Source organism: Nocardia sp. NBC_00511 (assembly GCF_045161165.1).
GTDB lineage: Bacteria > Actinomycetota > Actinomycetes > Mycobacteriales > Mycobacteriaceae > Nocardia.
The window spans coordinates 6,056,374-6,070,614 of sequence record NZ_CP107849.1; the positions used below are offsets into that span (position 1 = coordinate 6,056,374).

A 14,241-nucleotide genomic window follows, 5' to 3' on the forward strand; every position below is an offset into this window, starting at 1 on the left:
TCACAGGTCTTCGGCGGCCGGTCCGGCGTTCAGCACGCGCGCGACCTGGGCCAGTGAGTCCGGCGTCGCCATCTGCCAGTGGGTGGCGAACACCGCGTGGTTGTGCAGCGCGCCGTCGACGGCGGCCGCCCAGCTCGACGCTCCGAGGGTTCCGGTCGGATCGTCCAGGGACGTGAAATACAGCAGGTCACCGTGGAACATGCGGGGCCGGTAGCTGTCGATCAGCGCCAGCGAGGCGACACCCGCCTCGACGATGCGGGCCAGCCGGTCCGCGCCGACCGAGGCGAAGGGCTCGGGCAGATCGGCCAGTCTGGCGGCCAGCTCCTTCGGATCGAGTCCGTCCAGTTCGGTGTTGTCGCCGAGCAGGCCGCCCAGCATCTCCGAGACCGGAATCCGCACATCCGACACCTGCTCGACGAGCGGGCCGTCGCTGTCGAGCGAACTGTCGAGCATGGCCAGCGTCGCCACCTGCTGCCCGCGGTCCTGGAGTCGGACGGCGACCGCGTGCGCGATCACCCCGCCCAGCGACCAGCCCAGCAGGTGGTAGGGACCCTCGGGCTGCACCCGGCGGATCTCCTCGACATAGCGTTCGGCCCAGTCCTCGATCGAATCCGGCAGCGGCACAGCGCTTGCCAGCGTCGGCGACTGCAGGCCGTAGATCGGGCGGTCCTGGTCGAGGTGGGCACTGAGGCCCGCGAACGACCAGGCGACGCCGCCGACCGGGTGGATGCAGAACAGCGGGGCGCCCGCACCGCCGGTGCGCAGCGGCAGCAGCACGTCGAAGGCGCGCTCGACATCGAATTCCGCGCTGCCCAGGCGCGCCACCACCCCGGCGGGGGTGGGGTCGGTGAACAGCACCAGCACCGGGACGGTCATCCCGAGCGCGGCGCCCAGTTCGGCGGCCAGTTGGACGGCGACCAGCGAGTTGCCGCCGAGTTCGAAGAAGTTGTCGTCCAACCCGACTCGCTCGACGCCGAGCACCGAGGCGAAGGCGGCGGACACCGCGAGCTCGACATCGGTGACCGGAGCACGGAACTCACGGGCCGCGAACACCGGTGCGGGCAGCGCGACCCGGTCGAGTTTGCCGTTCACGTTGAGCGGCAACGCATCCAGCACCATGAAGGCCGCGGGGACCATGTAGGAGGGCAGGGCGGACCGCAGTCCGGCCGCCACCTTGTCGGTGTCGAGGACCGTGCCCGCCGCCGGGACCACGTAGGCGACCAGTGCTTCGCCGCTGTGGCCGGAGTGCACCAGCACCGCGGTCTGCGCGATCTCGGGCAGCGCCAGCAGCGCGGCCTCGATCTCGCCCAGTTCGATGCGGAAGCCGCGCACCTTGACCTGGAAGTCGGTGCGGCCCCGGTATTCCAGCTCGCCCTCGCTGTTCCAGGCCACCAGGTCACCGGTGCGGTACATGCGCTCGCCCGGGGTGAAGGGGTTGGCCACGAACCGATCCGAGGTCAGGTCGGGGCGCTCGAAGTAGCCGCGCGCCAGCTGCGCGCCAGCGAGGTAGAGCTCGCCCTCGACCCCGGCCGGGACCGGCCGCAGCCGGGAGTCCAGCACGTAGACGCGGGAGTTCCACTCGGGGGTGCCGACCGGGACGGAGAGCCGATCATCTTCGGTGACAAGGTGACTGGTGATCGACACCGCGGCCTCGGTGGGGCCGTAGAGGTTGAACAGGTCGGCATCCGGGTAGGCGATGCGGAAGCGCTGAGCCACCGCGGCCGGGAGCGCCTCGCCGATGGCGAGTACGCGCCGCATCGGGGCGGCGGGCAGCTCGTTCGCGGCGGCCGTGGTGAGCAGCGCGTCGAGCATGGACGGCACGGCGTGCAGGGTGGTGACGCCTTCGCGAGCCATGAGTTCGAGCAGGTAGGCCGGATCGCGGTGGCCGTCGACCGCCGCGATGACCAGGCGACCACCGGATGCGGTGGCCGACCAGAATTCCCACACCGACAGGTCGAAGGTGGCGGCGGTCTTGAGCAGTACCGCATCGTCCGCGCCGAGTTCGAATTCGGCTGTCTTCCACTGCAACTGGTTGGTGATGGCCGCGTGCGGAACGGCTACGCCCTTGGGCCGTCCGGTGGAGCCGGAGGTGAAGATGACATAGGCGGTGTGCGCGGGCCGCAGCGGAGCACGGCGTTCGGTGTCGGCGATGGCGGCGGTGGAGTAGCCCGCCAGGTCGAGGCGGTCGATGCGCAGCTGCGCGATGTCGATCGGCAGGTCCGAGCCCGAGGTCAGCACGGTCACCGGATCGGCGGTGGCCAGGATGTACTCGGTGCGGTCGGCGGGCTGGTCGGGATCCACCGGCACGTACGCGCCGCCCGCGGCGGAGACCGCGTACATGGCCACGATCAGGTCGACCGAGCGCCGCAGCGCCAGTGCCACCCGGGTCTCCGGTCCGACACCCAGCGAGATCAGGTGCCGCGCCAGGGGATTCACCCGTTCGGCGAGTTCCTCGTAGGTCAGCCGCTCGTGCTCGGCGACGAGCGCGAGAGCCGAGGGGTCCGCGGCGGTGGTGCGGTCCAGGAGTGCGGGCAGCGTGGCGGTGGTGTCCACCGCGTGCTGAGTGCGGTTCCAGGACTGGAGGATTCGCGACCGCTCGGGGACGGCCAGGATCTCCAGGTCGCCGACGGGGGCGGCCGGGGTGAGCGCCACCGCGTTGAGGACGCGGCGCAGGCGCTCGGCGAAGCCGCTGGCGGTGCTCTCGTCGAACAGTGCAGTGGCGTAGGTGAGCTGGGCGCTGAGACCGGCGGGGGCGCCGTCGGCCGTGTAGCGGTCGGCGATCACCAGGTGCAGGTCGAACTGGGAGATGACAGTCTCGAAATCGGCCGCGCCGACCCGCAATCCGTCCAGCTCGAGTTCGGCGGTCTCGACATTGTTGAACGAGAAGCCGACCTGGAACAGGGCGTGGCGGGCGGTGGAGCGGACCGGGTCGAGGGCCTCCACCAGGCGTTCGAACGGGACGTCGGCGTGCGAGAAGGCGGCCAGGTCGGCCTCGCGCACCCCGGCGAGCAGGGTGGTGAAGTCGGCGTTCGGGTCGACCGCGGTGCGCAGCACCAGGGTGTTGACGAACATGCCGACCAGATCGTCCAATTCGTGCTCGCCGCGACCGGCGACCGGGGTGCCGACCGCGATGTCGGCGGTACCGGAGAGCCGGGCCAGCAGCAGGGCCCAGGCCGCGTGCAGCACCATGAACAGGGTCGCGCCGTGGGTGCGGCCCAGTTCGGTGAGGCGGCGGTGCAGGTCGGCGTCGAGCTCGAAGTCGACCGCGCCGCCCTCGGTGGACAGCACCGCCGGACGCGGCCGATCCGCGGGCAGGTCCAGCTGATCGGGCAGACCGGCCAGCGCGCCGCGCCAGAAGGTGAGCTGCCGCGACAGCAGTGAACGCGGGTCGTCCTCGACGCCGAGGCGGGCGCGCTGCCAGATCGCGTAGTCGGCGTACTGCACCGGCAGTGGCGTCCACTGCGGGGCCTGACCGTGGTGGCGAGCGGCGTAGGCGGCCATGACATCCCGGGCCAGCGGCGCCATGGAGGCGCCGTCGGCGGCGATGTGGTGCACGACGACCACCAGGACGTACTCGTCGGTGGTTCCGGCGATCGAGAACAGCTTGCCGCGCAATGGGATACCGGCGGTGACATCGAATCCGGCGGAGACGAAGTCGGTGATGACACCGAACAGCGCCTTCTGCTCGACCGAGATCGGTTGCAGGGAGGGCAGTTCCACCTGGTCCATGGGCAGGATCACCTGCACCGGACCGGATTCGGTGAGCGGGTAGACGGTGCGCAGCACCTCGTGGCGCGCCGCGACGTCGGCCATGGCCGCCTCGAGAGCCGGGATGTCCAGTGCACCGGTGAGGCGGATGGGCAGCGGCATGTTGTAGGCGGAGGAGTCGGCGTCGAAGCGGTTGAGGAACCACATGCGCTGCTGTGGCAGCGACAGCGGCACGGGGCCGTCGCCGGTGCGCGGGGTCAGCGCCGGGCCCTCGGAAATCCGGACCGCGTCCGCGTCGATGGTGCCCGCGAGGCCCGCGACGGTCGGCTGCTCGAAGACGGTGCGCATGGCGACGTCGACACCCAGGCGCGCCGACAGGCGGGCCGAAAGCTTCACCGCGCTCAGCGAATTGCCGCCGAGGGCGAAGAAGTCGTCGTCCAGGCCGACCCGCTCGGCACCGAGCAGTTCGGCAATGATCCCGGCGATCGTGGTCTCCACCAGGGTTTCCGGGGCGCGGAACTCCGCGGTGCGGAAGACCGGCTCCGGCAACGCCTTTCGATCCAGCTTGGACATCGGGTTGAGCGGGATCGCGTCGATCACCATGACCACGGTCGGGACCATGTAGGAGATCAGCGACTGGCCGACGAAGGCGCGCAGCGCCTCGGTGTCGACCACCCGGCCCTCGGCGGGCACCACGTACGACACCAGGGAGACGTCGCCGTTGCGGCCCGTGTGGCCGACGGTGACCGCGAAATCCACACTCTCGTGCGCGATCAGCGCCGCGTCGATCTCGCCGAGTTCGATGCGCAGGCCGCGCACCTTCACCTGATGGTCGGTGCGGCCGATGTATTCGAGGGTCGGCTCGGTCTGTCCGGGGGTCGGGTCGGCCACCCAGCGCACCAGGTCACCGGTGCGGTAGAGGCGTCCGCCCGGTGTGCCGTACGGGTCGGCCACGAAGCGGTCGGCGCTCAGGGCCGCCCGGCCGTGATAGCCGCGGGCCAGACCGGGACCGCGCAGGTAGAGCTCACCCACGCTGCCGTCCGGCACCGGCCGCAGCCGGGCGTCGAGCACCACGGCGGACATGCCGTCGACCAGATCGCCGAGCACCACGCGGCCGTTGGGGCGCAGCGGATAACTCTGGTGGCTGTCGATGGTGGTCTCGGTGGGGCCGTAGCCGTTGCAGAGCTCGCGGCTGCCGCCCCAGCGGTCCACCAGATCCTGACCGTAGCCTTCGCCGCCGACGATGAGATTCGGCATGCCGCGCAGGGTTTCGGGATCGAGGGTATTGAGCACGGCGGGGGTGAAGATGCCGTGGGTGACGCCCTCGGACTCGATGAGCTCCTTGAGTTCCGCGCCGCCGATGGTCTCCACGGGCGCCACCACCAGGGGTGCGCCCACCGGGAAGGCCATCAGGATTTCCAGGATACTGGCGTCGAAGCTGGGCGAGGTGCGTTGCAGCACACGGGAACTCGACGTGACGGGCAGGTGCCGCTGTTGCACGGCCGCGACGCCGATGATGCCCGCGCTGCCGACCACCACGCCCTTGGGGCGGCCGGTGGAGCCGGAGGTGTAGACCATCCAGGCGGCATTGTCGACGCGGACCGGACGCACCAGTTCGGTGGGGGCGACCCGGGCTCCGGGCAGCGCCGCCAGCCGGGCCTCGGTGGCCGGATCGTCGATCACCAGCCAGGTGACGGTGTCGGCGGGCAGCCGGTCGGCGTGCTCGGTGATCGTGATGCCCACGGACGCAGCGGAATCCGAGAGCATGAAGGCGATGCGGTCGGCCGGGTAGGTGGGGTCGACCGGCAGGAAGGCGGCACCGGTCTTGGTGACCGCGAACATCGCCACCACCGACTCCACCGAACGCGGCACCGACAGCACCACGAAATCCTCCGCGCCGACCCCGTATTCGATGAGCAGCCGGGCCAGTCGCGAGGACCGCTCGTCCAGCTCCCGGAAGCTGACCTGCTCGCCTCGATAGATCAGGGCGGGCGCGGCCGGGTTGATATCGACCGCGGCGCGCAGGATCTCGGCCATGCCCATCGGCTCCAGCGCGGCCGGACCGCGGCGGGCGAGGATGCCCGCGCGCTCACCGGGCGAGAGCACCTCGACGCTGCCGATGGTGCGGCTCGGGTCCGCGGTGACCGTGCCCAGCACGCGGCCGAAGCGGCGCAGCAGGTCGTGGGCGGTGGACTCGTCGTAGAGGTCGGTGGCGTAGACCAGCTCGACCATCAGGTTGCCGTCGGCGTCGAGGTCCTGGCCCACCGAGAGGGTGAGGTCGAATTTGGCGACGGTGTCGTCGAATTCGACCGGTTCGAGCACCAGGCCGGGGACCGCGTGGGTGCCGTTGTCGAGATCCAGGTAGTTCAGCGCCACCGTGAACAGCGGGTGCCGGGACTGCTCGGCGGTCACCCCGAGGGCGCTGACCACCTGCTCGAACGGGACGGTGGCGTGCGCGAAGGCGGCCAGGTCGACCGCGCGGCTCTCGGCCAGCAGTTCGGTGAAGGTGCGGTCGGTGCCCGGGTGGGTGCGCAGGGCCAGGGTGTTGACGAACATGCCGACCAGGTGGTCCAGCACCGGCTCGTCGCGGCCGAGCACCGCGGTGCCGATCGCGATGTCGTCACTGCCGGACAGGCGGGCCAGCAGCGTGGACAGCGCCGCGTGCAACACCATGAACGGGGTGGCGTGCTGCCGCTTGGCGAGCTCGTGCACCCGCGCGCCGACGCCGCCGCCGATGCGACCGCGCACCACCGCGCCCCGGAAGGAGGCGGCCGGCGGACGCGGACGATCCGCGGGCAGGGTCAGCTCGTCGGGCAGACCGGCGAGATTGGCACGCCAGTAATCGATTTCGGTCGCGCCGACGGTGTCGAGCACCTGGTGCCGCCACAGCGCGAAGTCCGCGTACTGGACCGGCAGCGGCTCCCAGGCCGGGGCCGCACCGGCGGCGCGGGACAGGTAGGCCAGCACCACGTCGCGCAGCAGCGGATCGGTGGACGCGCCGTCACCGGCGATGTGGTGCACGACCGCTGCCAGCACATGGCTGGTCTCGGACTCGCGCAGCAGCACCGCGCGCAGCGGCAGCTCGGTGGTGACATCGAAACCGCGGGCGGCGAATTCGTAGAAGCGCTCCACCACCGGGCCGGTGACCTGCTCGAGCGGCAGGTCGATGACCGTGCCCGCGGGCAGGATCACCTGGTGGCCCTCGCCATCGGCGTCCATCGGGTGCAGGGTGCGCAGTACCTCGTGACGGGTCATCACGTCGGTCATGGCCGCGCGCAACGTCTCGAAGTCGAGGTCGCCGATCAGGCGGACCGCGAACGGGATGTTGTAGGCGGGTGAGGCGGGGTCGAGGCGGTTGAGCAGCCACATCCGGGTCTGCGCGGGCGAGAGCGGGATTCGCGCCGGACGCGGCAGGGCGAGCAGCGGCGGCAGGGTGCGCGCCTCGGCTCCGCTGACCACCGGAGCCAGGGCGGCGACGGTCGGCGCCTCGAAGATGGTCCGCACGCCCAGATCGCAGCCGAAGGCGGCGTTGATCCGGGCCACCAGCCGCATGGCCAGCAGCGAGTTGCCGCCGATCTCGAAGAAGTCGTCGTCCGCGCCGATCCGGGCGATGCCCAGCAGCTCGGACACGATCCCGGCGAGCACCGCTTCCGCACCCTCGCGGGGCGCGCGGTAATCGGTTGCGGCGACCGTGAATTCGACCTTCGGCAGAGCCGTGCGGTCCAGCTTGCCGACGCTGGTGCGCGGCATGTCGTCGAGGACGACCAGGTGCGCCGGAACCATGTAGGCGGGCAGCGAGTTACGGGCGTGACCGAGCACCGCGTCGGCGGAAAGCCCGGCGCCGGAGACATATCCGACCAGGCATTCGGTGCCGTTGTTGTCACGGTCGAGCAGCACCACCACATTGGCGACGCCGTCGGCCGACAGCAGCGCGGCCTCGATCTCGCCGAGCTCGATGCGCTGGCCGCGCAGCTTCACCTGGAAGTCGTTGCGGCCCAGGTAGACCAGGGCCCCGGCGCGGTTCCAGCGCACCAGGTCACCGGTGCGGTACATGCGGGCGCCGGGCACGCCGAACGGGTCGGCGAGGAAGCGCTCGGCGGTGAGGCCGCCGCGCGCGGTGTAGCCGCGGGCCAGCTGGTCACCGGCCAGGTACAGCTCACCGGTGACGCCGGTCGGCACCGGACGCAGGCGCGCGTCGAGCACGTAGGCGCGGGTGTTCCAGTTGGGCAGGCCGATGGCGACCTCGTAATCCGGGTCGGCGTCGGTGAATTCGTGGTAGACGGCCGAGATTGCCGCCTCGGTCGGGCCGTAGGCGTTGTGGACCGCGCCACCGACCCGCTCGCGCAACGCGCCGAGCAGTTCGGCGGGCAGCGCCTCGCCACCGGTGTGCAGGTGGCGGAAGGAGGCCAGGGCGTCGCCGTGGCCCTCGGCCACCAGGGCCGCCAGCACCGACGGCACGTGCTCGGCGATGGTGACGCCATGCTCGCGCATGCGGGCGGCCAGGTAGTCGAGATCCTGGTGGCCGCCGGGACGCAGCAGCGCCAGCGGCGCACCGGTCAGGGCGGGCAGGTAGCACTCCCAGACCGAGACGTCGAAGGCCAGCGGCGCGCGCTGCATGATGCGGTCGGAAGCGGTGACGTCGTAACGGGATTCGAGCCAGCGCAGCTGGTTCATGATGGCGCGGTGGCTGGTGCCGACGCCCTTGGGTTCACCGGTGGAGCCGGAGGTGAACAGCACGTAGGCGAGGTTCTCGGGCCGCAGCACCCGGACCCGCTCGGTGCCGAGCAGGGGTGCGGGCGAGTACGCGGTCAGGTCCAGGTCGGCGACCGTGAGGGTGCGGACACCCGCGATCTCGGGCACGGTGGCTCCGCCGACGGCCAGCACCAGGCTGGTTCCGGCGGTACCGAGCACGTGGGCGACGCGGTCGGCCGGGTGCGCCGGATCGACCGGCACGTAGGCCGCGCCCGCATTGGTGACCGCGTAGAGGGCGACCATCATGTCGAGGCTGCGCTCGGCGGTCACGCCGACGATGTCGTCGGGGCCTACGCCCTCCTGGATCAGCTTGCGCGCCAGGCGGTTCGCGCGATCGGCCAGCACCGACCAGGTCATGGTCGCACCGTCGAGCTCGACGGCGACCGCGTCCGCGGACAGTTCGGCCCGGCGGTCCAGCAGGTCGGCCAGGGTCTCCCCGGACAGCACCCGCGCGGTGGCGTTGCGATCGCTGAGCAGGATGCCGCGATCGGCGACCGACATCAGCTCCACCTCGGCGACCATCGCGCGCGGGTCGGTGACCAGCGTCCGCAGCACCCGCTCGTACCAGGTGAGGAAGTCGGTGACGGTGGCCGCGTCGAAAAGGTCGGTGGCGTAGTGCAGGTGGACGTCGATGCCCGCGGGCACGCCGTCGGTGTAGTTGTCGCTGAGCGTCCAGTCCTGGTCGAACTGGATGGGCAGCACGCCGGCGTCCAGGCCGCTGATCGACAGGCCGCGCAGCCGGATATCGGGCTGCGCCAGGTTCTGCATGGTGAACCCAACCTGGTAGATCGGCGAATGCGACTGGGAGCGCACCGGATTCAGCGCGTCCACCAGGGTCTCGAACGGGACCGCGGCGTGATCGAAGGCGGCCAGGTCGTTCTCGCGCACCTGGGCCAGCACGTCGGTCAGGGTGGCGTCGGGGCGCACCGGGGTGCGCAGCACCAGGGTGTTGACGAACATGCCGACCAGGTCGTCGAGGGCCTGATCGCCACGGCCCGCGACGGGGGTGCCGACCACGATGTCCGACTGGCCGGACACCCGGGCCAGCAGTACGGCCAGCGCGGTGTGCAGCACCATGAACGGGGTGACGCGGTGCTCGGCCGCGAATTCCACCACGGCGGCGTGCAATTCGGCGTCCAGCACGGTGGTGCGGGCGTCGGCCCGGCCGCTGGCGACCGCGGGGCGCGGCCGGTCGGCGGGCAGGGCCAGCACCTCGGGGGTACCGGCGAGCTGACGCTGCCAGAAGCGCAGCTGGCGGGCCAGCACCGAGGTGACCTCGTCGGGTGAGCCCAGCACGTCGCGCTGCCACAGGGCGTAGTCGGCGTACTGCACGGGCAGCGGATGCCAGGTCGGGGAGGTGGAGGCGCAGCGGGAGACGTAGGCCTGGGCCAGGTCCCGGGTCAGCGGGGTGAGCGACCAGCCGTCGGCGGCGATGTGGTGCACCACGATCAGCAGCACGTAGGTGTCGGGCTCGTCGGTGACGCGCAGCAGCCGGGCGCGCAGCGGCACCCCGGCGGTGACGTCGAAGGTGGTGCGGGCCAGGCCTTCCGCCAGGGCGGGCAGTTCGGCGGCGGACACCGGCTGCGGTTCAAGATCCACCAGGCGGGTGCCCGCGGGCAGCACCACCTGACGGCCGACGCCGTCCTGCTCGGGGTAGAGGGTGCGCAGGGTTTCGTGGCGGTCGATGAGGTCGTCGACCGCGGCGCGCAGGGCCTCCACGTTCAAGGAACCGGTCAGGCGCAGAGCGAAGGGCAGGTTGTAGCCGCCGCCCGCGGTGTCGAAGCGGTTGAGGAACCACATCCGCTGCTGGGCGATGGAGAGCGGGACGATGTCGCCGCGCTCCTGCGGAACCACCGGCGGCAGTACGGCATTGGCGTCCGCGGCGGCGTCGTAGGCGTCCAGGCGGGTGGCCAGGTCGGCCACGGTGGAGGCCTCGAAGATCATCCGAACACCGGCGGCGATGCCGGTCGCCTTGGAGACCCGCGCCACCAGCTGGGTGGCGATGAGCGAGTTGCCGCCCAGGTCGAAGAAGTCGTCGTCGAGGCCGACGCGCTGCACGCCGAGCACATCGGCGAAGACGGCGGCCACGGCGCGCTGGGTCGGGGTCTGCGGATCCCGGAAGGCGCGCACCCGCGCGGCCGGGGCGGGCAGGGCGGCGCGATCGAGTTTGCCGTTGACGGTCAACGGGATTCGGTCCACCGCGACCACGGCGGCGGGCACCATGTAGGACGGCAGCCGCTCCCCCGCGCCTTCGCGCACGGTGGGCAGCCAGTCGTCGGCGGCGACCGACTCGGACACCACGTAGGCGACGATGCGCTGATCGCCGGGCTGATCCTCGCGCACGATGACGGCGGCCTGGGCCACGCCGGGCTGCGCGAGGACGGCGGCCTCGATCTCACCGAGTTCGATGCGGAAGCCGCGGATCTTGACCTGGTCGTCGGCGCGACCCAGGTATTCCAGTTCGCCGAAGCGGTTCCAGCGGCCCACGTCACCGGTGCGGTAGAGGCGCTCGCCGGGGGTGCCGAAGGGACTGGCCACGAAGCGGCCCGCCGACAGGTCGGGGCGACCGAGGTAGCCGCGCGCCAACTGGGTTCCGGCGACGTACATTTCGCCCGCGACGCCCACCGGGACCGGGTTCATCCGGTCGTCGAGGACGTAGACGCGCAGGCCCGCGATGGCGCGGCCGACCAGCGAACCGGTGGCGGCGGCGATGGTGTCCGCGTCGAGCGCGCGGACCGAGACGTGCACGGTGGTCTCGGTGATGCCGTACATGTTGACCAGGGTCGGCGTGGAATCACCGTGGCGGGCAACCCAATCCGAGAGACGGCGCAGCTCGAGGGCCTCACCACCGAAGATCACGTAGCGCAGTGCCAGCGGCTGAGCGTCGGTGGCGACGCGTTCGGCCTCGGCGAGCTGGTAGAACGCCGACGGGGTCTGGTTGAGGACCGTGACGCCCTCGCGGCGCAGCAGTTGCAGGAACTGCTCCGGGGAGCGCGAGACGTAGTAGTCGACCACCACGAGGGTGCCGCCGTAGAGCAGCGGGCCCCACAGTTCCCACACCGAGAAGTCGAAGGCGTAGGAGTGGAACAGGGTCCACACGTCGTCGGGGCCGAAGCCGAACTCGCGATCGGTATTGGCCATGAGCCGCACCACATTCCGGTGCGGCACCGCGACGCCCTTGGGGCGGCCGGTGGAGCCGGAGGTGTAGATGATGTAGGCGACGTGATCGGCGCGCAGTACGGCGCGGCGGTCGGCGTCGGTGATCGGCGCGTCCGAGAAATCGGACTCCGGCGCGGAGTGGCCGACCAGGACGACCGGCAGCTCGGCGGGGAGGTCGACGCGGAGATCGGCGTCCATGACGACACTGGTCGGCGCGGCGTCCGAGAGCACGTAGGCGATGCGGTCGGCGGGGTAGGTCGGGTCGATCGGGACGTAACCCGCACCGGTCTTGATCACGGCCAGCAGCGCGACCACCAGATCGGCGGAACGCGGCAGCAGCACCGCGACCAGCGACTCCGGGCCCGCGCCGTCGGCGATCAGCCTGCGCGCCAGCACATTCGCGCGCCGGTCCAGCTCGGCGTAGGTGAGTTCGTCGGCGCCGACGCGGATCGCGATGCGGTGCGGGTAGGCGGCGACCGCCGAGTCGAACAGGGTCGAGAGCGTGGCCTCGGTGTTCGGGACGGGTTCGCCGGAGGCTACCCAGGATTCGACGACGGCATGGCGCTCCTCGGCGTCGAGCAGGTCGACGTCGCCGATGATCGCGGCCGGATCGGCGGCCGCGGCGCGCAGCATGCGGTCCCAGCGCCCGGCGATGGCCGTGGCGGTCTCGGCGTCGAAAAGCTCGTCGGCATACCGCAATACGCCCGCCAGGCCGCCGTCGACGCCGTCGTCGACCACCAGTTGCAGGTCGAACTTGGCAGTCGGGTCGGTGATCGGGACGGGGCTCACCACGAGGCCGGGCAGGTGCAGATCCGTGGCCTGTCCCGCACCGCTGCCGAAGCTGAGCATGACCTGGAACAGCGGGTGCGCGCCCAGGGTGCGATCGGTGACGAGTTCGTCGACGATCTGCTCGAACGGCAGCTCGGCATTGGCGAACGCGGCCAGGTCGGCGTCGCGCACGGTGGCCAGCACATCGGTGAAGGAATCCCCCGGTGCGACGGCGGTGCGCAGCGCCAGGGTGTTGACGAACATGCCGATGAGGCCGTCCAATTCGCGCTCGCCACGACCGCCGACCGGGGTGCCGATCACGATGTCCGAGGAGCGGGCCAGGCGGGCCAGGGTGGCGGCCAGGGTCGCGTGCACCACCATGAACAGGGTGGCGCCCTGGGCACGCGCCAGTTCGCGCAGGCCGGTGACGACCTCGGCGGGAATGCTGAAATCGACCGCGGCACCGGTGTTGCGGGGCTGCGCGGGGCGCGGGCGGTCGACCGGCAGCGACAGCTGGGCCGGGGCACCGGAGAGCGCGTCGCGCCAGAACTCCAGTTGCTGATGCGCGAGATCGCCCGGGGTGCGGGCGGATCCGAGCACCGCGCGCTGCCAGAGGCTGTAGTCGGCGTACTGGACGGGCAGCGGCGTCCACTCGGGGGCCGCGCCGGACAGGCGCGCGTGGTAGGCGGTCATCAGGTCGGTGACCAGCGGGCGCAGCGACAGCGCGTCACCGGTGATGTGGTGCACCACCACGACCAGGATGTACTCGTCGGCGTCGAGCGGGGCGTCCGGGCCGCGGTCGACCACCAGAAGCGCGATGCGGGAGGGCAGTTCGCGGGTGACGTCGAAGGGAGCCTGGGCGATGGCGGTGACGGCGGCGGTCACCTCGTCCTGGCGCACCGGCACCGGGATCAGGGTGAGACCGATATCGGCGGCGTCCAGCAGCTGCTGGTAGGGGCCGGTCTCGTCCTCGGGGTACTGGGTGCGCAGCGATTCGTGCCGGGCCAGCACATCCATCACGGCCGTCTCCAGGGCGATGGCGTCGAGGCGGCCGGACAGGCGCAGCACCAGCGGCAGGTTGTAGAGGCTGGGGGCGTCCAGCTCGTTCTCGAGCCGGTTGAGGAACCACAGCCGCTGCTGGGCGGGCGAGAGCGCGATCCGGTCCGGACGCGGTCCCGCGACCAGCTCGGGACGCGGTGCGGCACTGGAGATCTGGCTCACGGCGGCGGCGAAACCGGCCACCGTGCCCGCCTCGAAGAGCACCCGGACCGGGACCCGCACGCCGAGTTCGGCACCGGCGCGAGCGGTGACCTGGGTGGCCAGCAGCGAGCTGCCGCCCAGGGCGAAGAAGTCGTCGTCGAGGCCGACGCGCTCGACGCCGAGCACCTCGGCGAAGACCCGGGCGACCACCCGCTGCGCGGCGTCCACCGGGGCGCGGAAACGCTTGGCGGCCAGCACCGGAACGGGCAGGGCGTCGCGGTTGAGCTTGCCGCTGGTGCCGAGCGGGAACTCGGTGAGTTCGACGATGGCGGTCGGCACCATGTACGGCGGTAGCAGGGCGGTGAGCCGGGTCCGCAGCGCCTCGGTGTCGAGAGCCGTTGCCTCGGAGCCACTTTCGGTGAAGTCAGCAGAGCCGGCGGGGATGACGTATCCGGCCAGGTAGTCGCCGGTGTCGCCGGTGATCAGCCGGACGGCGGCCTGCGCCACCTCCGGCGCGGTGAGCAGCGCGCTCTCGATCTCCGCGAGTTCGATGCGCTGGCCGCGGAACTTGATCTGGAAGTCGATGCGGCCCAGGTAGGCCAGCTCGCCGTCCGCGGTCCACTTCACCAGGTCGCCGGTGCGGTACATGCGGGC

General features: G+C 71.5%; 1 protein-coding gene (only partly in view). It reads right to left on the minus strand.

The features are described 5' to 3' along the window. On the minus strand, window positions 1–14,241 hold the 3' portion of the coding sequence (locus tag OG300_RS28350; RefSeq protein WP_405486127.1) for a non-ribosomal peptide synthase/polyketide synthase. The gene runs 4,749 nt beyond the window's last position; the window shows 14,241 of its 18,990 coding nt (coding positions 4,750–18,990); its start codon lies off the right edge, out of view — the gene reads right to left on this strand; its stop codon occupies window positions 1–3.